Here is a 26,091-nt window from a genome sequence, read left to right on the forward strand (position 1 = left end):
TTTTATTTCGTAACACGGTGCGCATGAGTGCGCCATAGGATTAAGAGGATATTCCTATGTCTGCACAATTGCGTAAAGAGCTGGCGCAAGCCTTAAATAAAGACCAATATGACATGACCGGGCAGGGACTTTATTTCCCGCGTCAGGGCATTATGGCGATGGGTCAATATTTTGACCGAATCAATGGCGGGGAATGGCAGGAAACCCCAAATCTGGTGGTCACTGAAGGGTTGGCGCACATCCTGAACGTGGCTCTCGGTAGCAAAGTTAAATCAAGCGGCTATTATCTGGCGCTGTTTAGTGGTGCAACTGCCCCTGCTGCTAACTGGACAGCAGCAAACTTTGCATCAGTGGCATCAGAAGTGATTAGCTTAACCGAAGGTTATTCAGGTGCGACCCGTCCGCAATGGAATCCAGTAGATACCGCAACGAACTCCATTGACAACATGACTGCCACCGCATCAGTCACCATTGCAACATCGTCTACCTTGAATGTGACAGGTGCGGCGTTACTCACCAACAGCACGCGCGGCGGCACGACTGGCACGTTGATTTCAGCGACCAAGTACGCAGCAGCACGCACGTTCCAAAATGGTGACGTATACGATATTGGTTATCGCTTAAGCCTCACGGTTTAAGATGTACGCACCGCGCCCATACGGACTGTTTGTAGATGGTGGCGAACTCACTGAGCGAGATAAAACCTTTATCTCGCATCAGATGCGCAAGCTCACCAATACCATTCAGACTGAGGAAGTAACCAGTTACCGCCACGAGTACGAGTTGCCCGATGGCGGTTACGTTATTGTTCAGGATATGGGCGGCATTTTTAAGGCCATTGCCCGCAAAAAAGAGAAGTTTGAGAGTTTTGAGCCTGATGGGTTTGCAAGGTTGTACGTGCCAATGCTGTTTAGTGGCGTGATAACTAATGCCAGGCCGCGAAAGCCAGATCAGGAGAAGTATGGGCAGGGCGTTGGCTTTAAAATCACTGAGCAATGCCGCAACAGATTAAGAAACTACAATCCAAAAATCGAAAGACCAGCAAAACAATTAGAGTTGCAGCGATTTATCATTAAGCCAAACCAGATCACGGTGCCTGAGTTTGAGCCAAAAGATGATAATAGCAATTTCATCACTACGCAATACGTGCAGCAGCGACCTACATGGTATAGCGGCGCAATGGTTGAGGTGATGCAGATTGTTGGTGGGTATGGCAGGCAAGATTTTAATGAGCTACCCAATAATGATATAGAGCGCGTGCGGTTTTTAATTCCAGATAAATATATCGTTGATATAGCCGACAAACTAAAAGGCTATCGCTTGCCTGCTTACACGGGTATCCCGCCGATTGACGGCAAGTATCAGTATGACTATAAATTTAATAGCACCAATAGTATTAGCTTTGATTCAAGTGGTAAGCCGTGGTTGTTACGCATTAGACCAACAGGCATTTATGCCATGCCGCTACCCATTGTACCAGCGACCACAACGCCTGAGTTCAAGCAGTACGTGGAAGAAATTGGCGATGATGAATTGCTTAAGATACTAGAGCGATTTGGTGGTATGCCAAGTGGTGAAGGCATGCCAGTAGGGAATGATTTTGAAGCATGGCGCAGAGCTGGTGTAATTATTAAAGTATGTGATACTTCTGATTTTTATAGTGGCATTGCGTATACCAGTGCTTGTGGATGGAGCTTCAACCTAAATGGTAGTGAGGGTTTTAATACATGCTACACATTTGATAATGACGGCATTATTGTGGGTAATGCTTACGCAGCAAAACTGGAGCTTGCAGCCGCAGCCAACCATGGCTGGTTAAAAACAGAGTGGGTATTTAAGAATCAAACAGAAACAACAATAGTAAATAATTATCTGCAATCCTTATTTGGCCTAATGGATGTGCCAAGACAAAGGGAACTTGCTATACGGTATAAGATTGGCAGGCAGAATACAGAGCAGATACTAAATCGCGCATTAGCAAATCCCACAATGGACAGAAAAGAGATTTTATACTGGGATAATCTGGAGTTAGAGCCTATTGCTGCGCACAAAGGCTCAGTTAAAAAAGTAAGTAGTGGGTTTTTATACCATCACGGCAATCCAAAATTTCACCCACAAATTAAGTTCCCATCGGTTGAGGCATCAGCCTGTATATCTTTTGATTTTTCCCCGCAAGGGCTTTACTTGTCCTCAAGTTACATCATTAGATGCGATACTATTATGTACGGATATTATGCGGGAAATACACTTAAGGTTGTAAAATACTTCCTCGATACAAGATGGCACTATGCCGAGGTTGATAGCAATTTCGAGGAGATGATGACGGTTGGGCAGTGGCAGGAGGTGCGGCAGTCAGGACAATCGTCATTGTGGGGGAATTTTTATACAACTGATTTAGACTTTAGGGATTCGTTTGCCCCAACCATCACAACAACAACAATTAAAGGCGAAGATAAGGGGTTCGATAGCAAGCCAAGATTTGCACAGGATTTTATTTTTTTCAGAGCGGGGACGGTATTTAGATATAGGTACTACACACATCAAACCAGCATAACCAAAACAGAAGGAAGGAACCTATCAATAACGGCATGTATTCCATATATGATGCGTGACGCATTGATACTAGGTGAGGCAAGAGGTACATCGGGAACAGAAAAAACAGAAGGTATCGCCTTGCGTGCTATGCGCGACCCAACATCATACCGCTATTGGACAAATGATTTTCTTTTTGCTTTTATAGGAGGTTTGGAGAAAATGACTGGATTGCCAACGCCAAAAAATGGCGATCCTGTTTGGGTTGAAATTGAGAATTATGAGCCATCTGAATATTCTGATTTTGCAGACCAAGGATCGTGGTTGCCTGATCTTCCTTATGATATTACGTGGCTAATTCACCCCGTAAGGAATGAATGGCTTGGCGGTGGTGGTGCCCCAAAAATACAGGAATACTCACATACAACAAAGACTGATGGTGAAAAATATGGTTCTCTCTACTTTAGTGTGAGCGAAAACCCATACAAGATAAACTCCAAGCCTCCCGATAATGCGTATTTTCTATCGTCACCCTCGCAGTACGGCGACCTGTTTTATCGGGATGGCTGTAGGGTTGGTTTTGGTGACTCTGAGTATGTCAATATTTCAGAATCGGGAAATAATAACTTGCGCAAGTCATGGGGCTATAGCGCATTAGTGGACCATAAATCAGCGCATCATTTTATTGGGGTAATCAATGAGTAGTTATCGGGACGATACCCAAGAAACAGCAACAGCCAGCGATGATACTTATGGTCGCATGCGAACCATTGCAGAAGAAGTCGTAACAGCCACCACCGCGCTACTGTTTGGTTTAACGGTGCTTACTACTGATACTGCTATTGCATCAGATAGCGTGACCGATAGCCGCTATCAGCTTATCCATGAATCCGCGCAGATCAGCGATAGCCTACTTGGTGGCAATAGTACACAAGCAACAATCAATGAATCAGCGCGTATTCGTGATACAGCCATTGCCAAACTACATGCGCGAACTGATGTGGTTGAGCAGGCGGCGGCTAGTGATATTGTCTTTGATAAGCAGATTCTATTTATATCTGATGCCGCCACGATTAGTGATAGCGTAGTTGCAAATAATCGCACTACAAATAATATTGTAGAAAAAATTAAGCTAAAAGATAGTTTATTTGGCTTTGCTAGAAAGCTAACCAGCATCACTGATACCGCAGCAGTTAGCGACTATCTAAGTGGTCGCATCACGATCACATCACAAGATAACGCTACTGCGGCTGATTTTACAAGCAGCATTAATCACGCATCAGTATTAATCAGGGAATCAGCAAAAGCAGCAGATGTAGTAATTGGCGGCACGCATAAAAGAACATTGGTGGAAGACAGCTTATCTATCAGTGATACTACTACCTATGCACTAACCACACTAACAAATGAAAGTGTGGCTATATCAGACTACCAAACTTCAAAATTAAGCGCATCGGTATTAATCAAGGAATCCGCAAAAGCAGTAGATAGTACGACTGGCACCATACACAAAGTATCGAACATTGATGAATCTTTTACGATTGGTGAAACCTTAACGCATCGCTTGCGTGGGCTAATAATTGATACTGCCGTTGCATCGGACGCATGGACTAACCAACGGACTAGCACTGTACTCATTACTGAGCAAGCGCGTATTCGTGACCGCCTTGTCGGTGTAGCCAGTGAATTAATCCAAGACAGCTTAAGCATTAGTGATGGCACCACAGGCAAACTACGCGCCACAACTAAAATTATTGATAGCCTTGTCATTAGTGACTTACTACAACAACAAGTCACATACAGGCAGACATTAAGCGACAGCCTGGTTATTAGCGATACCGTTACAGACCATCTATTTGCTAAGACCTTATTCAGTGATTTGTTATTCATTGAAGATAGCGTGATTGATAATGCTGCCACTGGTTTTGCATGGACAGCCAATAGTGATACCTGGGCAATGAGCCGCTACCAGGATTATCAGTATGACCAAATTAGTGTGATTAATGGTGTCCTGTATGGCGTTAACGATAAAGGGGTTTATCGCATCGATAGTCAAAAGCCTGTAGCTGGGCATATCAAAACTGGCAAGCTGGATCTAGGGCAGGGCAATTTAACCCATCCATTGGCAGCTTACCTTGAATACGAATTTTCTGGGGAAAGTAAATCCATGCAGATTGGAGTTACTACCACACAAACCGGAAGCAGGCAGACTTTTTATTACCCCCTATCCGTTAAGTCAAATGGTGAGACTGTCAATGGCCGAGTGCTATTTGGGCGCGGCTTGCGCGGACGGCACTTTGCTTTTGAAGTGAACATGACTGCGGCCTATTGCTATATAAATGATTTAAGTATTGAGCTGGCGGCCAGCAAGCGGAGAGTATGAACATGACATTGTTTATTCCAAACATGAAAGCCATGGATGAGTCGATTGATCAAGTTAACGACAAAATGAAATATTTTGAGGGGAAGGCAAATAGCTTTTCGGCCGCCCTTGCCAAAGAACTAAGTAATATTTCAAATATCCAGTTTGATGAGATTGGCGATGCACCTTCGCTCACTCCAAATAATGGCCTTGATTCCCTGAGTCCAGTGGTTCTCCCGGAGCTTTCTGCGCCCGACATTGCACCCCCTGTGCTTGACCGACAGGATGTGGTTGCATTATCAACACCCGCGCCGCTTGATATTGCGCCACTAAATCTAACTATTGAGCAGCCCGTATTGCCCAATCTGGATAATACATTTAATCCGGTAAGTTACACGCCGATTGATGACATTAATCGGATTCAGGCACCTGAAATAATTGGCGACATCAAAGCTCCAGTAATGGAGTTGCCAGACTTAAAATCCCCACAAGCACCCGCTCTTGTCAATAAGCCAACTATTAATCTAGATATCGCTGCACCCGTATTGCCCAATCTGGATAATGCATTTAATCCTGTTGGCTACACAGCCATTAGTGATATCGCTGGCCTGGAAGCGCCAAGAATTGACACGGAAATTAAGGGAAGTCATCTAGAGTTGCCGGAATTCAAGACGACACAAGCACCTGCACCACTACAAAGACCAAATGTTAATCTGGATATTGATATCCCAGTGTTACCTGATCTTCCTAGTCAATTTGCAGAAGTAGCTGAGGATTTTAGCTATGATGCACCATCCATTGAATTTGACACTATTCCTGCCCCACTTAATGACGATGTGAATTTTACCAGTAAGTTGCCCACACTGGATATTTCAAATTTGATGGGTGCACTGGATTTTACCCTGCCTGACATGCCGGACGTGCCAGTTGGTTTTGATATTGCGATGCCAGCTGTGCCAGATATTAATACAGGATCTGCGCCTTTAGCTCCGGCCATTGATACAACCATTAATCTGCCCAGCGCACCTGAACTCAACCTACCTGAAATGGAGGCACTTGAGGCAATTGAGTTACCCTCTTTTGAGTTTGAGGGAGTGCCTGAGTTTGATGAGGAAGCACCTGTCTTTGAGATTGATGCATCTGTATTTAGTGATATTGACCAGGCGCTGACTGATGCGGTTGAGGTACTATCCAAAGACTACTTTGAGCACAATAAAGATTCAGTCATTAGTCCGTTGATGACTGAGATTAAAAATTGGCTTGAAGGTGGTCACCCGGGAACAGGATTGCCTGCATCTGTGGAATCCGCATTATTCAACCGGGCTGTTGACCGCGAAAGCCAGCAAACCAGACGTGCAGTAAGTGAAGCTGTTAATGAGTGGGCAGCACGTGGTTTCTCTATGCCGCAGGGAATGTTGCAAAAGCAGATTAGCGCTATCCGTGATGACGCCAGATTAAAATCGGCTGACTTAAACCGTGAAATTATGGTGCAGTCGTTTGACAAGCAGCTTGAACATATTCGCTTCTTAACCACCCAAGGTATGGCGCTGGAAAAAATGCGTATTGATTTGTGGACTGCCTACACAGCCAACATGATGCAAGTGGTGCAGCTTCAAGTAGAAAGCAAGATAAATATGTTAAATGCACAAATCAGTTTATTCAATGCTCAAGCCAGTGCATTTGAAACACTGGTGACGATATATAAAACCAAAATCGAAGGAGCAATTGCCAAAATTACAGCGTATAAAGCGCAGGTTGATGCACAAATGGCAATTGGGCAAATCAACCAGCAAAAAATAGAGATATTCAAAGGCAAAATCGAAGTGGTATTGGCCAATGTGGACGTTTACAAAGCTTTGATCCAGGGTGAAAGCGCTCGGTCTGATGCGATTAGGAATCAGATTGATGTTTATAAAACTGAAGTATCTGCATATGCCGAGGAGATGTCCGCCCAAAAGGCCAGAATTGATATTTTTAATGCTCAGGTCAATGCAGAAACTGCCAGAGTGGGCATGTTTGAATCAATATCAAGAAACTATGCCACAACTATCCAGGGAATTGGTGTGCAAGCTGATGTCAAGAATAAGCAGCAGGGGCTAATTATGGAGGAGGCGCGGCTAAAATTACAGGAATTTAGCGCACTCATGGATCTTGAAAAGTCGGAAATATCAACCCGACTGGCGATTGCCCAGAACAATACCAATAATTTTGTCAGGCAGGTCGAGTGGGTTAAGGCGGTTAGCGATCAAAAGTCAAGGAAGGCCGATCTTGAAATGAAGTCACTGGATGCCAAGCAGCGTACAGTCATTGCCAATGCTGATTTACGCGGCAAGTACGCGGATATCAATTCTAGAATTATTCTTGCCAATGCAGACATGCAGGGCAAGTACATGGATATTAAGTCGCGTTCTGCAATGGCCAAGCTTGATAGTGAAATGAAGTACGTCGATATCCAGTCACGTATTGATCTGAGTAACGCTGAAATTGAGGCGAAATATGCAGGCATGGATGTACAGGTCAAGACAGCCAAGCTGGATGCAGACAGTAAAGCACTGGATGCACAAATCAGGGTGGCTACGGCTAATGCTGATTTACAATCTCGTCACTTGGATAATCTGACTAAAGTTGGGATTGCCAATGCCGATGCAAACATCAAAGTCAGTATGGCCAACGCAGAAATGCAGGGTAAATATGCAGATATCAATTCCAGAATGGTGATTTCAGGGGCAGAGTTGCAGGGCAGGTTTGCCGAGATTCAATCAAGAGTAGCAATGGCCAAGCTTGATAGTGAAATGAAGTACGTCGATATCCAGTCACGTATTGATCTGAGTAACGCCGAGATTGCAGCCAAGTATGCCGATATGGATATCAAGGCTAAAACTGCCAAGCTGGATGCTGATGGCAAGGTATTGGAGGCCAATGTACGCATTGCAACTGCCAATGCTGATGTGCAGGCACGCCATCTGGACAATATCACCAAGGTAGGCATTGCTAATGCCGATGCAGCAGTGAAGGTTGGGGTTGCCAATACTGAGTTGCAGGGCAAATACGCTGATATTAATGCAAAAATGGCAATGGCTAATATGGACGCACAAAGCCGGTTTGCTGACACCCAATTACGTGCTGCCACAGCACAACTTGATGCTGATGTTAAATATGCCGATATGGTTAGTCGCGCCAATATTAGTAACGTAGAGGTATCGGCACGGGTGGCAGAAGCCAATTCACGGATTAGTATTGCCCATACTGATGTGCAGGCTCGTTTTGCTGACATGAAAGCACGTACGAATATTGCTCAGGCTGATACACAGGCCCGGTATGCCGATATGACGACTCGTACCGCTATTGCCAATGCAGATATGCAGGCACGTCATAGCGAGGCTAACGCACGTATTAATATTGCCAATGCCGAGATGGCGCTTAAGCAGTGGGATATCAAGTCACAGCGTTCATTCCAGAAAACCCAGTTGGCTATTGAAGCAGCCAAGGCCATGGGGCAGTATACGGCACAGCTTGCCGCAGGTGCTATGTCTGCTATGCATGTATCAGCCAGCATTAGTAGTAGTGCCTCACAATCACAAAGCTTAAGCAGCAGCTCATCCGAAAGCGAAAGCCATAACTATAATTACTAACCCCTGTAAGGCTGGTCACGGATCAGCCTTCTGCGCAAGCATACGGCATTGTAATTATCAACAGAGTCGTATGCCATGCGTGGATTTCAGCCTAAAAACAAGCGCAATCAGGAAGCGGAGCAACCACAACCCGGGCTGGGTATGATCCGTGGTAAAGGTACGGGTACTTCCGATAGTATTAAAGCGCAGGTACCAACAGGCAGCTATATTATGCCTGCCGATTCCACGGAACAGATTGGTGGTGAGAATCTGGCAGGCCTCGGATTTAAGCCACGTAATGTGCCGGTCAATGTCAGTAATGGTGAGTTTGGCCTATCGCCTGAGCAGGTACATGCGGTAGGTGTGCAGGCACTGGATCAAATGAAAGATGCCACGCACACGCCAGTTGCTAAAGGGTTCAGCCCACAACGGGAAGATGCGTTATTTTTTGCTGATGGTGGGTTGGTTGATCCGAATGACCCAAGATATAAGCAACAAATGACGTTGCGAAATAATCAGCAAATGACGTTGCGAAATAATCAGCAAATGGCGTTGCGAAATAATCAGCAAATGGCGACACGACAAGCACTCGCAACAACCAACCCTGTCCAGCCAAATACCATGCGAACTGTGACACCACTTCCCAATCCGCCAACCCCCAGCTTACCGCCACCTCAGGCGCAAGTAGCGGCACAAACTGCAACCCAAGGTTCAAATGCGGCCACAGCAAGTGGTGGATTTGGAACCAGAACACTAGGACGCATTGCAAGTGGTGCAAAAGGCCTAGGCGCCTTTCATTTAGCAGCATCCGGACTGGGTGGGGCGATTGCAGGCTTTGATACCCCAACTTCACAATATGCTGAGCGTATGGGGCTAGATCCCAATAAAGACTATGGCACAGCGGCAGAGCTTGGAATCCGGGCTGCAGGCGTGATGTCAGATGTGGGCAATGCAGCATCTTTTGGCATATTGGGACGCAGGTTCCCTGATAAACAGCGCATTGAAGCCCAGAATGAAGGCTTGGCACAGCAACAACGCTATGCTGCATGGAACGCCGCCAAAACCAATGCAGGTGGATCAGATAAAACCACTTCAAATCCTTTTGATCAGCCAGCTACAGGGCAGCCAGCAACCCAGTCCGTTCAAGCGCCTACTGGTACACCACAGGCGCGCGACAATAATGTCACGAAAGTGGGTAATAGCTATTCTGGCAATAATATTAGCAATGGCTTTACGGTGAATGGCCAGGTATTTGATCCTGCTAAGGGTAGTTTAAATCCACAAGCCAACAGTCCGCAAAATCAGCAGGCCGTAAAAAACCTGTTGGACAGAACGCCAGAATTTGGTGGCGGGTTTAGCACTGAATCTTATCAGCAATCCCTGCGGAATGCCGCAGCGCAGGCCAGTCAAATTAATGCAGCCCAGCAACTACAGGCGCGACAGTACGATGAGCGCCAGCGCATTGAAAACGACCTGCGTATGGCGCAGGCCAAGGCGGGATTTTACTCACAAGGCAGAGGACCTACAAAAGCTGAACGTGATGAAATTGCTGGGCTTCGCGGGCAACTCGCTGGTGTGGCTGCTCAGGGTTACGATCAGTTCAAGAACGAGGCCAACAACAACGCGGCATTGCAGCGTCAACAATCGCAGGATCAGGCAGCACTGGAAAGAGTTAATGCACAGGAGCAAGGCGCCAATTATCGTAACGATACCAGCAACATGACCGAACGCGAGAAATTCTTGGCGAATAATGATCTGGAAAACCGCAAGTTTGCCAGTGATGAGCAAGCGCGGGCGGGGCAGGTTGCGCAGCAACAGCGAATGGCTAGGTTGTATCAGCAATATGACGCTGCAAAAACCCCTGAGGAAAAGAGCGCCGCCCTCAAAGAGTTGCAGGCCATAACCGGACAAGGCAGTTCCAAGGATCGCTACATGACGGTGGCAGGTGGCCAAACTGCTGACATCAATGGCGTTACCAGAAATCCGGATATATTGTTTGATACACAGACTGGCCAGCCGGTACAAATGCAGCAGCAGGGCTTGCCTGTAGGAACCGTTTCAACAGTAGGGAATAAGAAGGCTATTTGGGATGGGTCAAAGTGGATTCCACAATAACCAGATACCTATTATGTGGATTGATTATAGCTACCACTCAAAGTGGCTATAATCCCCATTTTTCCCATGCTTTATTTGAAATCAAACCGTGATCAAGAATTTTAATGGAGCTGGTCTTTTTCATTTCTTCCAAATTTTTTCTATATAAACTCATATATTTAAAATATTCAAGCACCTGCCTATCACCATCAATATAATCTATGTAGTAATCACCGTGTCCTTTAATTGTTAAATGAGGGTGAGTGATTCTCTGTAAGTGATTTCTAACTAAATGGAAATCGCGTGGTGTATTTCTACGGTCAAACCAGAAAATAATATAAAACGCTGTGGCTGTCAGGCTAATTAGCCCCAGATTATATAAAAGTTCATGCATGTCAGACCTCTATCCCCTGTAGGGTTAGACCTCCATGTGTTGGTAATAGCAATATATGACATATCTTTAGGAGTATGTCATGTCTGATTCTAAAATTGACTGGAGCAAGGGCACTTTAACTCAACCAGCAAACCCCGAAAATAATAATGAAGCCATTGATTGGAATAACGGCACTTTAACCCATCCTGATGAGATCCCAGTAAAAAAGAATAAGGGTATAGTTGGTCATCTTCAAGATACTGCCGCTTCCCTTGCTTCGGGTCTGGCATCAGTGCCAGATATGGCTGTTGGCGTTGCCGATATGTACACCGAAGGGCGTGCAGGCAAGGCAATAGATGATACTGGCGTTTATAAAATGGGTGAAGCCAGTAAATACTGGCAGGACAAAAAAACCGATATTGCCAAAGAACAGGATATAACCCGCCAAAGCACCGAGGGGATCTGGAACAAAACCAAATATGTTTTGGAAAACCCCTCACAAATTACCAATGCAGTAGTGGAGTCAGCACCTTCAATTCTGGCAGGTGGGGTTGCCGGGCGCATATCCAAAATTGCCAATCCGTTGGTGGCTGGTGCAGTTGGCGAAGGGATAGTGGGCGCCGGTGCACAGGCCGAAAATATCCGGCAACAAACCAATGACGGCTTGCTGGATAATGGCCAGCAAGCCGCTGCTGCGGGAACTGGCGCTTTAACGTCCCTGTTTAGCATGGCTGGCGGTAAGCTGGCGCAAAAAATGGGGATTGGTGATGTTGATACTTTGCTAACCCGAGGTCATGCCACACCAGCACAAGTTGCAGGTGAAATCGCATCCATGCCTGCAAAGAGTTTACCGCGTAAAGTGATTGAAGGTGCAATCTCAGAAGGCTTTTTGGAAGAATTGCCGCAGTCAGTATCTGAGCAGATCATTCAAAATCTGGCACTAGATAAGCCATGGCATGAAGGGGTTGAAGATGCTGCCGTCATGGGAACACTGGCAGGCATGGCAATGGGTGGCGGTATCGCACCTTTCCATGGCAACCCACCCACCAGCCCATCTGGACAGGACAATAGTCTGCCACCTGAAAACCCTAATAATCCATTAGCACCATTACCAGCACCAGCAGGAAATGATCTTGGCAGCACCCCCATGGAAGGTGAATATATTCCCAGGCCCAATAGCCAAGATCCAGCACAGGCGGGGCGCACACCAGAAACGGTAGACGGAACAGCAACAGAATGGTTTGACCGTGAGCGCCTGCAAAATGCACCAGCCAATACCTCACCTGATTTACTGACTGGTATTGAAAACCAGCCTGAGGCATTTGATGCACCAGCAAATCCAGCCTTGCCAGCCCCATCAATTGAGCCAGCCAAACCCTCAGAACAATTAGGCCTTGACCCCAATGCAGGTTCACTATCCGCTGCTGCTGCTTTGGCCGTAGATAGTGGCGCTTCACCACATATTACTAACCCAGATACAGCAATCAATCAGGTGGATGAGTCGGCACAGGCAGCGGGTGATCTCACAAAACCACGCACCACTGCTGATGACATCAAGAATGGCTTTAACGCTTTGGCTGGTGGCGCTGTTGATGCCATGGTGGAACGCACCAGTGATTTATTGCAAGCGGGGCAAGATGTAACCTTTTACAAGCCTGATTCCATTGCCAGCGCCCTGCAAAATCCCAACTATCATGTACAGCAAAATGAGGACGGTTCAGCAACAGTGCTAGGCGCACTTGATCCACGCACGAATGAATGGATAGGTCAGGCACCAGCCCAGCCAGATACATCACAACAAATTACCCCAGCGGATAATGGTCAGGACATTAATACTTCTCGACAGCGCAGCAATACGAACCGAACTAACGAGCAGGTAATGGATGATGCATTGGCTGCGGTGCAACGAACCAAAGATAAATTAAATGATCCTTCTCGCTATCCTGAACTGCATACCGAGCAAGCAATCAATGAGCGCAAGGACTATGAACTGCCCGGTGGCTATGTACGCTCGCTTGCAGATCAGCTATCTAGTGGTGAGGCAGTTGAGGCGAATAATAGCCGCCGCGCCAATATATTTTTAAATAATCCAAATTTTAATGCTGCCAAGAATGAAGATGGCGTAGTAGCTGTTCTAGGGATTAAGCATCCTGATACCGGTGAATGGGTAGGTCGGGCACCCGAGCAGACCACCACAAGCAATCCGGCTGCTGCAGCGCAATCACCAGCAGCACAGGAGCAATCCCCGCAAGCACCAACACTCACCAGCGAATACGCCCCCGGTTCTGTACCGCATGCGCGTGATATTGCCACACAAGCATTAGAGCAATACAGCGGCGATACCACAGGTTTAACTGACAAAGGCCAGTCATTAACCAGCCATAGCCCTGCTGCTGATCTTATTTACTACAAAAATTCCCCATCCTTTAGCAATGTAGAAGTGCAGGATGCTGGTGATAAGGCAGTCGTGCAACTAACCAATGCCAAAACCGGTGCAGTTGAAACCCGTGACTATCCGCAAAGTCTGGTTGGCTTTAATCAGTTTTTAGATGGCGGTCAGGCTGAAACTACCCCCGCACAGGCAAGCAGTGCAACTACTGCACAGCCAACAGAAAGCAATCAGGTTGAGCAGCTAGAACAGCAGCTTGCTGATACTAAAAACGTGGCGCAAAAGGCACAGCTACGCAAACAGATTAATGAATTAAAGGTACAGCAGGGTGAGCAGGCTGCACCGGTACTTGGTGCTGATGGCAATAATAAATGGTTTGGAAGCCAGCAAAAGGCACAAGGCTTTATTGATAAAAATAAACTTGATGATACTCACCAGGTTGTACAGACTGAAAAGAACCGTTTTGAGATTCAGCCTAAACAGCCTGCTACGCAGAACGTACAAGATGCGCCGCAGAGTGTAGAGCCAGCAGTACAACAGCAAAATGCAGAAGTACCAAACCCGTATAAAGAGAATCAATTACGGGCCAATGTGCGAAACATTAACACCCAGGTAAGCAGCAATGCGAAAGATGCTACTACAAGACCACAAGCCTTTAACCAGGAAGTGCAGAAGCAATACCCAGGTCTATATGCACGCGCAGAAGCATTAGCTAAAACAGCAAAGACCACGCCAGCAGGCCGCCGTGGTAATACTCAATTTTCAAGTCTAAGTTTTGATGGTGATAAAACATATCAATCTGGCGACCCGTACCCAAAAAAGCCAACAAAAGACGAAGTTTTACAGCAAGCAATCTGGCATCTGTCACAAGATGATAAAAACAATGAATCTCATGCTTGGGATAATTTAGATGAACAGCAAAAAACCGAAGTTTTAAAGCGTGCTGGTTGGAAAACTAACGCAGGCGGCCTAAATGTTATCGGTAAGAAATTACTGAAACAAAATTCTACTGCTGTTAATACTGAAACAATGAAAATCATTGAACGCAATATGCCTGGGAACCAGGGAGTACAGCAGCAGTCAGTCAAGCCAGCATCTACCGATGCCAAGTCGATGACAGAAGCCGAATTTGATCAGGCTATGAACAGCGAGGCTGGTGCAAGGTCATTAGTCGATAAGGGTATCAGTGCCGGGTTATTCACCCAGCAGGATATAGATACCGTTACCAATGGAAACTTTGCAGCAGGCTGGACACAGCTAGACCAAAACGACAGTCTTAAGTCCCTGTTTAAATCCAAAGGGCTGATTCAAGGGCAGGCACAGCAACCCGCCCAACAAGGTACAGCTAAACCCAAGACCGTCACCACCTCATCTGGCAAACAGATTGAGGTGCGCTTCAAGGTGGTGGAGGCATCAGAGCTTGGCACGTCACACACTGGCAATGGTGCAATCAATCCGGCATACCCACAGGAATTACAGCCGCGTGACCGTTCACGTTCAGCATCCATCAACCAGATTAATGACATTGCCGCCAACCTAAACCCGCACATGCTTGGCGATAGCCCCACGGTGACTGATGGCGCCCCAATTGTATCGAGTGACAATATCGTAGAAAGCGGCAACGGACGCACCCTGGCAATTACCAAAGCCTACCAGACTGGACGCGGCGAAGCATACAGACAGCATTTGCGTGATGCGGGTTATGACGTTAACGGTATGCAGCAGCCGGTGCTGGTGCGCGAGCGCGTCACTCCCATGACCATGCAGGAGCGTATTGAGTACACCGGCGAAGCCAATCAGCGCAACACATTGGGGTTAAGCGTATCTGAGCAAGCCGAACAGGATGCCAAGAAGTTAAGCAGCCGTGTGACCAGCCTGTATCGCGGCGGGGATATTAATTCACCCACCAATACGCCATTCATTAAGGCGCTGATGAATGAAGTGGTACCGCAGTCCGAGCATGGCAACATGCAACAAAAGGACGGACAGCTATCACAAGATGGTAGGCGTCGGATTCAAGCGGCGCTACTGCAAAAAGCCTACGGCGATTCTGCCTTAGTGACCGAAGTATTTGAAAGCACTGATACCGAGATTGCTTCCATTGGTAAAGCCTTGCTGGATGTGGCCGGCGAATGGGCATTGATGCGTGATGGCGTGCAAAATGGCGAGCTGCTACAGGACGTTGATGTTACCGCTAACCTGATGGAGGCAGTGCGTATTGTGCAAAAAGCGCGAGCCGAGCGCCGTTCAATTGCCGAAGTAGCAAGACAGGATGATATATTTAGTGGCACTATTGACCCGGTAACAGAGGGCTGGTTGTCGGTATTTTATCGGGGCGATCATTTCAACAGAGCCAGAAGCCGCGAGAAGGTATCAGGTGCTCTGTCTTATTATGTAGGTCAGGCCAGCCTATCAACCAAGGGTGAGAATCTGCTGGGTGAAACCGCCCCCGGTGGACGTGAAATTTTAGGAGCGACCAATGAGCGAACCAGAAAGCAAGAACAAGACACGCAACAAGACATCTTCAGCAGCCCGCGAGCTAATGAATCGAACCCTGCTGAATCTGGCAGAGCAGGACAAGGACGTACCACTGAAAAACAGAATGAAGAAGCAGCTAAGCCAGAAGTAGGGCGGGAAAAATCTGATGTTCAGGTAATGTCAGAAAATAAAGGGGATATTGCAGAGGATATTGCCAGAGAAATCCAGCGCGTCAATCGGCTAAAGCAGTCGATAAGAAAGCAAGGCAAGCAAACATCATTACAAGCAGACAGAAGTAAAGTAGCTAAAAAGTGGGGGTTAAATCCTGTAGGTTGGGGTAAGTTCGATATTGTTTTTGGTGCAGCAGTATTAGCTGACGTGGCTGCTGGCTTTGATTCAAATGCGAGTTTTGAGCAGTTAAAGGCTGCTGCAATCAAAAAAATTGATGAGCTTGTTGAAGCTAAAGCAAAAGAGGGAGTCGCCGTTAAAGCGCCCGATACACATGCAGGCGTTAGTCCTGCCTCATTTAAGGCACTGCAAGACTTGCGACTGGCACCGCACCCTAAAACCCTCGAGGGACTGCTGGAACAGTATGAACAAACTCGTGATGCTGCCAATCAGATAGCCGCCGAAGCCACTGATCCGGCAGTAAGCAAGGCGTATAGACAGCAAGCCGATATGTATGAGGCAGAAGCTCGAATCGTAAGGAGTGAGCTGGGCACAAAAAAACAGGAACAAACTGAAAACAGTAAGCCAGACCTGGTAGAAGAAATCCAGTCGATGAGCCTGGATGATATTTCTGCCTTGTTTGATGAAGTGGCGCAGGAAAATAACGCGGTTGAAACCAGTAAGCCAAAAGCTAAACGTAGCACTAAAGGCAAAACTGCTACAGGCAAACCACGGCCAAAGCCAAAGGAAGCCCAAGCTGAAAAGATTGATCCTGAAAACAAAGAGGACACCAAGCGTACCGCAAGCGCGATTGCAAAAGACATTGGTGCAAACCTAAGTGACGCTGGTTTAAATGCGCTGGATGGCTTAGCCAAGCTGTTTGGTGGCAATGGCAAGATGAATAGCGGCCTATCATTTGATGAGGACACCTACGCCAAAGCCAAGCCGCATTTTGTGCAATCAGCCAAAAGCACCATTGAGGCAGGCAAGAACCTAAAAGACTTAATCCGCGCCCTGATTAATGCGTTTGGTGATGGCATTAAACCCTATGTGATGCGCTTTGCGTCCGAGGTGCAAAACGGTGAGATTAATCTAAAAGATGATGATGCTGTTAAGCAGCAGGACAGCACCACAGAATCACGCCGACCTAAGTTCGGTGATGAGGATTATACACTTGCGCATGCTAAGGCAGATTTAAAAGAGCTTCGTGATAAAGCGGCAGGATTAAGAATAGGTGACGCAGACCTTGATCGCCGCGTTAAACTGTTTGAAGATATTGTTGAATCAATGCAGGAGCAAGGCAATGACACCACACCGCAACTGGGTACGGATGGCAAAGGAACACTGGAAGGAGTTTCGACCCAGGATGTATCAGGATTATCTGAGGCGGGGGATACTGGACCAAAAGGCCGAGGAAGCAGCGGAACTAACGTACAAGGAAGTGGACGCACTGGAACAGCAGGGATTCCAGCCCCACGAGGCATGGGAGATGGTGCGGGAGAAGTACATCATCCTGCCGGAGAGCAAGGACTAATCAAGGCCAATGGCGGCATCAAGCCTGAACAGGCCGTAGTCGCTACCAACACCCCCGACAGCGCCTTTAATATCACCGCAGAGGATAACATTGGCGCTGGCGGTAAAAAAACCAAGTACCGCAACAACGTAGAGGCCATACGCCTGCTAAAGCAGCTTGAGCAGGAAGGACGTCAGGCCACAGCAGCAGAACAAAAAGTCTTAGCCAAGTTTGTTGGCTGGGGCGGATTAGCCGAAGCCTTTAAACGCGACAATGGCGCAGTCACCAAAGGCTGGGAAAAAGAAGTTGCCGAACTTGAGCAACTACTTGCCGCTGATGAAATGAAAGCAGCGGTTGATTCATCCAACGCGGCCCACTACACCAGCCCTGAGATTGTCACCGCCCTATGGGATGCCATTAAGCAGTTTGGTTTTGTGCAAGGTCGTGTGCTTGAGCCGTCTGTAGGTGTGGGTAACTTCTTTGGTTTAATGCCAAAAGGCATGCGCAGCAAGAGCGCATTGCATGCCGTAGAGCTTGATACCATTACCGGCGGCATTGCCAAGCAGTTATACCCTGCTGCCAACATCAAGGCGCCAATGGGCTTTCAGGACTATCAGACCATTGATGGTTATTTTGATGTGGCGATTGGCAACCCGCCATTTGGCCGCCTGCAAATTACCGATGCGGTGCGCCGTGAAATCAGCGGCATGAGCATTCACAACTACTTCTTTGCCAAGTCCATTGACAGCTTAAAGCCTAATGGCGTACTGGCAATGGTGGTCACTAACCGTATGCTTGACACCCCTAACGACAAGGCGCGGCAATACATGGCCGAGCGTACCGAGTTTCTAGGGGCAATTCGTCTGCCTAATGATGCGTTTTTAGCAAATGCCGGCACCCAAGTCACCACCGACCTGATCTTTTTGCGTAGGCTGGGCGAGGATGAGCAGCCCACTGGCCATAGCTGGACACAGGTTAAGGATTACCGCGACAAGAACGGCAATGTTGTTCCGCTAAACGAATACTTTGTGAAAAACCCGCAAAACATGCTGGGTGATTTTGGCATGTATGGCAGCATGTATAGTGCTGAGGATAGTGCCTTGGTCAAGCGTGACGGCCAGGATACCAATGCCCTGTTAAAAGAAGCCATTGGCAACCTGCCTAAAGATGTGTTCAGGGCCGAGCCATCAAAAGCTGAAGAAACCAATGCTGCATTAACCCGCGACATTAGCGAAGTCAAAGTCGGCGCCATGTTTGTTGACGGTGATCGCATCATGGAGCGCACGCCTGATGTGATGGGCGAGCAGCAAGCGGCACCGGTTGAACTGGCAAACAACAAGGCGGTTGAGCGCGTCACTGGCATGATTGGCGTGCAGCAGGCGCTTGCCGATGTGCGCACCTTGCAGTTAAGCCATACCGCAACTGAGGCGCAGATTGAAAAGGCACGTAAGGCATTAAATCAATCCTACGATGCCTTTGTTAAAGAAAACGGTTTTATTAATAGTGACGCCAACAAGCGGCTAATGCGGGATGACCCCAACTGGCCGCAGTTATCCGCCCTTGAAGATCGTTACGATGCTGGCGTATCGGTTGCTGTATCGAAAAGAACCGGCGAGCCTACCCGCAAGCCAAGCGCACACAAGGCAGCGATTTTCAGCACCCGCACCCAGTCACCTGTGACCGTAGTCACCAAAGTCAATAGCGCCAAAGACGCGCTGGTTGAATCCATGAACCGGCATGGCGCGGTACAGATGGACACCATGACCAAACTGTACGGGAAAAGCGAACAGGAGATTATCAGTGAGCTTGGTGATCTGGTCTTTAATGATCCTGAGCATGGGCTGGTGACTAAAGATGCTTACCTGTCCGGTAACGTCAAAAAGAAACTGGCACAAGCCAAAGAGGAAGCCAGCAAAGATCCTGCCTTTGAGCGCAACGTGGTGGCACTGGAACGGGTAATTCCTGCTGACATTGAAGCCATTGATATTGAGGTGCGACCTGGTGCGCACTGGATTCCTGCGAGTGATGTGGCTGATTTTATCAACCATGTGCTAAGCACAACCGGTAGCAAGGCAAACTATAGCGGCTATGATTCTGCCTGGTCTGTTGCAGCAGGTATGCCCAGTGCATCAGCCAACGCCCAGTATTCAACTGAAAGGGTTAAGGCATCAGCCATTGTTGCTCATGCGCTAAATGGCAGCAAGCCTGTAGTGCGCGATAAGGTAGATGAGCATACTACGGTTATTAACCAGGAGGAAACCGCCCATGCTGGCAAGAAAGTTGATGATGTTAAGCGGGCATGGAAAGACTGGATCTGGGAGAGTGACGAGCGCCGTACCCGCCTAAGCCGCCTGTATAACGACACATTCAATACGGATGTGACCCGCACCTATGACGGTTCACACTTAAAGCTGGAAGGCAAGGTAGACGATAGCGTCATCCGCCTGCGTCCGCACCAGCTTAATGCGGCATGGCGCATCATTCAAAACCCATCCACTCTGGCGGACCATACGGTAGGTGCTGGCAAAACCTTTACCTTAATTGCTGCCACAATGGAATTGCGCCGCATGGGGATTGCCAAAAAACCGATGCTGGTAGTACCAAACCATCTGGTGGGGCAATGGGCGGCTGACTTTACCAAGCTATATCCCAATGCCAATATTTTAGCGGCAACCAAGCGCGACTTTGAAAAAGGCAACCGCAAGCGCTTCTTTGCCCGCATTGCCAATGGTGATTATGACGCGGTGATTGTGGCGCATTCATCGTTTGGCAGATTAGCCGTTGATCCTAATGCTGAGTCAACTTTCATTCAAAATGAAATTGATAAGCTGATGGCATTTGAAGCCGAGGCCCGCGAGGGAGAGGGCAAGGATTCGCGCAATGCCAAAAAGATTGCGGATCGCCGCCTGGCGCTGCAAGAAAAACAGAAAAAGCTATCTGCCGAGCAAAATAAGGACACTGACAACATTTACTGGCATGAGCTTGGCGTAGATACCATCATGGTTGACGAAGCGCACGAGTTTAAAAATCTGTACTTTGCCAGCAAAATGCAAAACGTGGCCGGCCTGGGCAATGGCAAGGGTTCGCAAAAAGCCAGTGACCTGTACATGAAAACTAACATGCTGCAGAAGAATAACCCCAACGCCAAAGTAGTGTTCGCAACCGGTACGCCGATCAGCAACACAATGGCCGAAATGTTTACCATGCAGCGCTACCTGGATGGGCAACGACTGGCAGAACAGGGCGTTGAGCATTTTGACGCATGGGCAAAAATGTTTGGTGAAGTGGTGAGTGACTGGGAACTGTCGCCATCAGGCAAGTACAAGCTGACCAACCGGTTTGCCAAGTTTAGCAATATGCCTGAGCTGATGCAGCGCTACCTGTCCTTTGCTGATGTGATTAACCGCGATGACATTAACCGGCAACTGGCCGAGCGCGGCGAAACCCTGGGCACGCCCAAGATTAAAACCGGCAAGCCCATTAATACCGTAGTTGAGCGCAGTGATGTGCAAGCGGAATATATTGGCGTGCCATCGGTTGATGAGCATGGTGTTGAGCATTACCCGGAAGGATCGCTGGTACATCGCTCTGAAAACCTGCCGACCAAGCCAGAAAAAGGCGCAGACAACATGCTTAAGATTATGTCTGACGCGCGTAAGGCGGCACTGGACATGCGCCTGATTGACCCAGCAGCAGCCGATTATGAAGGCTCTAAAGTCAACGTAGCAGCAGACAACATCATGGCCGACTATCACAAGTGGGCCGATAAAAAAGGCACGCAACTGGTATTTTGTGACCTGTCCACGCCAAAAGGCGCAGTCGCCAAAGAGCGGGCACGGATTGATGATTTAATGCAGCGTGCCGATCAGGGCGATGAGGACGCGCAAACTGAACTCGACAAAATCAGCCCTGATGATTTAGAGGCATTGACCAGCAGCTTTAGTGTGTACGATGACCTAAAAGCCAAGCTGATCGCCAAAGGCATTCCTGAAAATGAAATCGCTTTTATCCATGATGCTAATACCGACCTGCAAAAACAGGAGCTTTTTGGCAAGGTTCGTTCCGGCCAGATTCGCGTACTGATTGGCTCAACCTCCAAGATGGGCGCGGGCATGAACGTGCAGGATCGCCTGGTTGCCTTGCACCATCTGGATGCACCGTGGCGGCCGTCGGACCTTGAGCAGCGCGAAGGGCGTATCATCCGGCAGGGCAATATGCACTACAAGGCTGATCCTGATGGCTTTGAAGTGGGTATTTACCGCTATGCCACCAAGCAAACCCTTGATAGCCGCATGTGGCAAACCCTTGAAACCAAGGCGCGCTTTATTGAGCAGATTCGCAAGGGTGATTCCAAAGCGCGTGTGGTTGAGGATGTGGGTAGTGAAGCCGCCAATGCTGCAGAAATGAAGGCAGCATCAAGTGGTGATCCGCGTATCCTGCGTGAAATGGAATTGAAAAAACAGCTCCGCGACATGCAGGAAGAACACGATTCATTCCGCCGCGATAAATTCCGCGCCGCCGACATGCTCAAGCGTTTAAATCAGGATATTGAAACCCTGCCTGAATTGATTGCCAATATTGAGCAGGACCTACAGATTAAGCAGCCAGAAAAATACCGCTATCAAAGCGCCAGCGGTCAGGTGATTCAGCAGGGCGATGAAAAAGCCCGCGAAGTGATTGGCAACAAGCTGGCTTCACTGGCACATAAGGTAGCTGGTGATAAAAAAGCGGCGTCTGCTGGTGAGATTAATGGCTTTGCGATTGAGATTAAGCCGGTAGAAAATCAAAGCAATATTGTTGAATTTGAGCTAACCGGCAAGTCAGGCGAGCCATACAGCACAACCTTTAGCCTTGAACAAGATTCCACTGACTATCTGGTACAGCGCCTAACCAACCTAGTTAAGAAGCTGCCGGATACGCTACGCCAGGCAAAATCCAGTCTGGACTACGCCAAAACCGAAGCACCCAAGCTGCAGAAAAAAGCCGAAGCCAAATGGGATAGGCAGGCTGAAATGGGCCGTTTGCAGCAAGAGCATGAAGCCTTGATTGATGAGCTTAAGCCCAAGAAAAAGGACGACAGCAACGATGCTGGCAAGCCACTACACAGCCGCCAGCAGGAACAGCAGCGCACCAATACCACGACCAAGCAGGTACGTGACAAGCTGGTCGAGAAGTTTGGCGAGGATGTTATCCAGTCACTTGAGCAGCAAGGCTTGCTTGAGATCGTGGATACTCATTCTGAAGCAGGTGTTGAGGGCTTTTATCACAACGGCAAGGTCACATTAGTCGCTGATGGCTTAACCGCTGATACCATCATTCCCACATTCCTGCATGAGCTGGGCGGGCATGGCGGAATGCAGGGCTTGATGAAGCCATCCACCTACAATGAGCTCATGCGCGGTTTTGAGGCTATGGTGAAGTCTGGCAACCCACTGGCACTGGAAGCTAAACGCCGCGCAGAGGTGGAAACAGATCCAGCAGTACAACAGCAGGAATACTTGCCTTACCTGATTTCGGTAGCCAGTGAAGCTCAGGCGGCAGGTGAGAAAAGTGGGGCATTACAGGCAATACAGCGCTTCATTCAGCGTGTGATCAGTGCAATCAAGGCTTGGGCAGTTGATAAACTTGGCGTACCGCTAAACCTTAATCCTGATGACGTGGTGGCATTGGCTGAACGGATGGTGCAGCGTGTTGCCAGAGATAAAAGTCAGTCTGCAAATGCTACGCTTCCCCACTCCCCAGGACAGTCAAAGACTGGCCATGGGGGAGTAGTAGGCAATAGAACCTCTGAACAAAATACACTCAAACCTGAGGATATTGTCAAGAAGATGGGGGATAAGCCCTTATTCAGCCGTCGTGCACCTGGTGCGTTTGCGCAAGGCATCAAGGCAGCTACAGTGCAAAATATCAAAGACCAGACCAGCTATAAGTTTAAGGACTGGCTGGGAGTGGGCTTGCAGGTACTGGGACGCCGCCAGTTAGTTGATATTTACCATAAACTGCTGCCACAGCTCACCCAGTACAATAATCTGGCTGCACAAATGGACGCCGACAAGAATGACGCCGGCGCCAAGGCGGATGAACTGGCGCAGCGCTGGGCGAAGGTCAAAGACCATGAGGCACTGGCCAACCTGATGCATGATGCCACATTGTCCGGTTTTGATCCGGCATTGCCATATAGTCAGGGCGATCGCTTCAAATATCAGCAATTACGCAGAGCATATGATGCTCTAACCCCTGAAGCCAAAGCCTTATATGCCGATGTGCGTGATGCCTATACCGACCATCAAAAGGCAGTAATGTACGCCATCAAGCAACGCATCATGCGCAGTGAACTTAGTAACCAGAAAAAGGCCGAGCTGCTTAAAAACATGGACAGCAACTTTTTCCATAAACGAAAAGGCGTGTATTTTCCGCTGGCTCGTTTTGGCAAATATGTGGTGGTGGTTCGCAACAATGCAGGCGTGGTTGAAAGCGTCAGCCGGGCAGAAACCATGGGCGAGGCGCAGGCCATGCGTAAAGAGCTGCTGGATCAGTTCCCGCAAAATCAGGGCTTTGCCATTAGTGAAGTGAGTAAGGACAAGGCGTTTGTGGCATCACGCGATATGGTAGGCCGTGGCTTTATGACCGAGCTGTATGCTGAACTGGACAAGCAAAACATTCCAGCCAGCCAAAAGGCCGAACTGGAAGATACCTTGGGTCAGTTGTATTTATCCTCCTTACCAGATTTGTCTTGGGCAAAGCATGGTATTCATCGTAAAGGCACTGCCGGGTTTAGCCAGGATGCACGCCGGGCTTTTGCACAGCACATGTTCCATGGTGCAAGCTATCTGGCAAAGCTGCGTTATGCTGACCTACTTGCCAGTGAGCTGGATGCCATGCAGAAGTACAGCGACCAGCAAAAAAACAATCCGGATTTTGACCAGCCCACTGCCCAGAGCGTGATTGATGAAATGAACGTGCGGCATGAATCCCTAATGAATCCTAAAGGGCATCCGTTATCCAGTGCCTTAACCAGCCTTGGCTTTATTTATCACTTAGGCTTATCGCCAGCATCAGCCATTGTGAATTTACTGCAAACCCCGTTGGTGGCTTATCCCATTCTAGGAGCCAAGTGGGGCTTTGATAAGGCAGCTACGGCACTCACCCGCGCATCTGCTGAAGCCATGAAACACAAGAATGAGCTGGACAAGGGGTTACAAGGTGATGAATTACGTGCCTACAAGGAAGCCGTTCGCCGTGGCGTGATTGATGTCACCCAGGCACATGACCTTGCTGGGATTGCGCAAGGCGAAGACAGTGCGGTGATGTGGAAAATGCGCCCAGTCATGCGCTGGGCCAGCGTTCTGTTCCACCATGCCGAGCGCTTTAACCGGGGCGCAACCTTTTTGGCAGCGTACCGGTTGGCGCGTGCAGCCAATACCAATCATGCCGATGCCTTTGATCAGGCAGTAGAAGCAACCTATGCTGGCCACTTTGACTATTCTGCGGGTAACCGGGCTAGAATCATGCAGGGCAATACTGCCAAGGTCATATTACTGTTCAAGCAATTTAGCCAGAACATGATTTACACCATGGCTCGTAATGCCCAGCAGGCCATCATGGCCACTGATCCAGCCAAGCAAAAGGAAGCGCGCCGGATAATTCGTGGAATGCTGATTACACATAGCCTTGCCGCGGGAATCTACGGGCTGCCAATGGTGACCGTACTTCTGGCCGCTGCGTCCATGCTAGGCAGTGATGATGACGAGCCATGGGATGCGGAAACGGCATTTAGAAACTATCTGGCTGATACATTTGGCGCAACCGCAGCCAATGTCATGACACGTGGTGTGTCCCGTGCAACCCCATTTGATATTTCAGGCCGTGTGGGGCTGGATCACATGATCTTTCCGGATACGCAAGAAGGGCTGGAAGGCCAGCGCTGGGCAGAATCTTTTGCGTCAGGTGCATTGGGGCCAGTCGCTGGTATTGGCATGAATCTGGCCAAAGGGGCAAGCCAGATTGCCGATGGTGACTGGGCGCATGGTTTAGAGAGTATGGCGCCGGCTGCACTACGTGGACCATTAAAGGCATTGCGCTATGAGCAGGAAGGTGCAATTGATAAGTCTGGCGTCTCCATTCTGGATGAAGTTAGTCTACCTAGTATTGTGGGGCAGGCCGCAGGTTTCTCACCGTCCAGCGTACGCACGGCAACTGAAGGCAAGTCAGCCATTTTGAGCATGGAACGTAAAGTAGCATCGCGCCGCAGTGACCTACTGAATGATTTCTCACAGGCCGCCATTAAGGGTGATACCGAAAAAATGAATGAGATCCGTGCAGAAATTGCCACGTTTAATCAGGCACAGCCTACACATCGCATTCAAGCCAACCACTTAATGCAAAGTGTCCGGCAAAAGCGCAAACGCATTAATCAGGCTGAGCACGGGGTATATCTACCGCGTGGCAAGCGTGAATTGCTGGATGAGGGCCGCTTTGCCTTTGATCAATAGTCCGCACCCCCTGTAGGGCTGGTCACATATCAGCCTTCTGCAAGAAACTCTGTCCATTGGCCGACCCCAAGGACGGAGT

Annotated in this window: 7 protein-coding genes; 6 read left to right on the top strand and 1 reads right to left on the bottom strand. The window is 48.4% G+C overall.

The window, feature by feature from the left end; genetic code table 11:
• Positions 1-56 precede the first annotated feature (56 nt).
• The 5 genes from E2B99_RS13765 to E2B99_RS13785 all read left to right on the top strand — a co-directional run bounded on the left by E2B99_RS13765 (position 57) and on the right by E2B99_RS13785 (position 10,620).
• Entirely contained in the window at positions 57-638 is a 582-nt protein-coding gene (locus tag E2B99_RS13765; RefSeq protein ID WP_134245819.1) for a hypothetical protein, read from the top strand.
• A gap of 1 nt (position 639) precedes the next feature.
• A complete protein-coding gene (locus tag E2B99_RS13770; protein WP_134245821.1) occupies positions 640-3,237 on the top strand; it encodes a hypothetical protein in 2,598 nt (865 codons plus the stop codon).
• Positions 3,230-4,915 carry a hypothetical protein gene (locus E2B99_RS13775; protein WP_134245823.1) on the top strand — a complete coding sequence of 562 codons (1,686 nt, stop codon included), beginning with the start codon at positions 3,230-3,232 and terminating at the stop codon, positions 4,913-4,915. Before E2B99_RS13770 ends, E2B99_RS13775 begins: the two co-directional genes overlap by 8 nt.
• Before the next feature lie 2 nt (positions 4,916-4,917).
• The gene (locus E2B99_RS13780) at positions 4,918-8,526 is read left to right on the top strand and encodes a hypothetical protein (protein ID WP_134245825.1); all 3,609 of its coding nucleotides are present in this window, start codon (positions 4,918-4,920) and stop codon (positions 8,524-8,526) included.
• Between the two features lie 75 nt (positions 8,527-8,601).
• Positions 8,602-10,620 (top strand): hypothetical protein, encoded by a 2,019-nt coding sequence (locus E2B99_RS13785; protein ID WP_134245826.1) that lies wholly within the window; start codon positions 8,602-8,604, stop codon positions 10,618-10,620.
• Between the two features lie 46 nt (positions 10,621-10,666).
• Here the strand turns inward: E2B99_RS13785 and E2B99_RS13790 are convergent, their stop codons facing one another.
• Positions 10,667-10,993 carry a hypothetical protein gene (locus E2B99_RS13790; RefSeq protein WP_134245828.1) on the bottom strand — a complete coding sequence of 109 codons (327 nt, stop codon included), beginning with the start codon at positions 10,991-10,993 and terminating at the stop codon, positions 10,667-10,669.
• A 79-nt stretch (positions 10,994-11,072) separates the two neighbouring features.
• Between E2B99_RS13790 and E2B99_RS14690 the strand changes: the two genes are divergently transcribed.
• Positions 11,073-26,012 (top strand): PLxRFG domain-containing protein, encoded by a 14,940-nt coding sequence (locus E2B99_RS14690; protein ID WP_166739058.1) that lies wholly within the window; start codon positions 11,073-11,075, stop codon positions 26,010-26,012.
• The last annotated feature ends 79 nt before the right edge of the window (positions 26,013-26,091 follow it).

It is taken from the genome of Alkanindiges illinoisensis (assembly GCF_004377485.1).
Lineage (GTDB): Bacteria > Pseudomonadota > Gammaproteobacteria > Pseudomonadales > Moraxellaceae > Alkanindiges > Alkanindiges illinoisensis_A.

Excerpts from the sequence above, each read along its gene's own strand:
- E2B99_RS13765 (WP_134245819.1), top strand. The coding sequence starts at position 57 with ATGTCTGCACAATTGCGTAAAGAGCTGGCGCAAGCCTTAAATAAAGAC.
- E2B99_RS13770 (WP_134245821.1), top strand. The coding sequence starts at position 640 with ATGTACGCACCGCGCCCATACGGACTGTTTGTAGATGGTGGCGAACTC.
- E2B99_RS13775 (WP_134245823.1), top strand. The coding sequence starts at position 3,230 with ATGAGTAGTTATCGGGACGATACCCAAGAAACAGCAACAGCCAGCGAT.
- E2B99_RS13780 (WP_134245825.1), top strand. The coding sequence starts at position 4,918 with ATGACATTGTTTATTCCAAACATGAAAGCCATGGATGAGTCGATTGAT.
- E2B99_RS13785 (WP_134245826.1), top strand. The coding sequence starts at position 8,602 with ATGCGTGGATTTCAGCCTAAAAACAAGCGCAATCAGGAAGCGGAGCAA.
- E2B99_RS13790 (WP_134245828.1), bottom strand. The coding sequence starts at position 10,993 with ATGCATGAACTTTTATATAATCTGGGGCTAATTAGCCTGACAGCCACA.
- E2B99_RS14690 (WP_166739058.1), top strand. The coding sequence starts at position 11,073 with ATGTCTGATTCTAAAATTGACTGGAGCAAGGGCACTTTAACTCAACCA.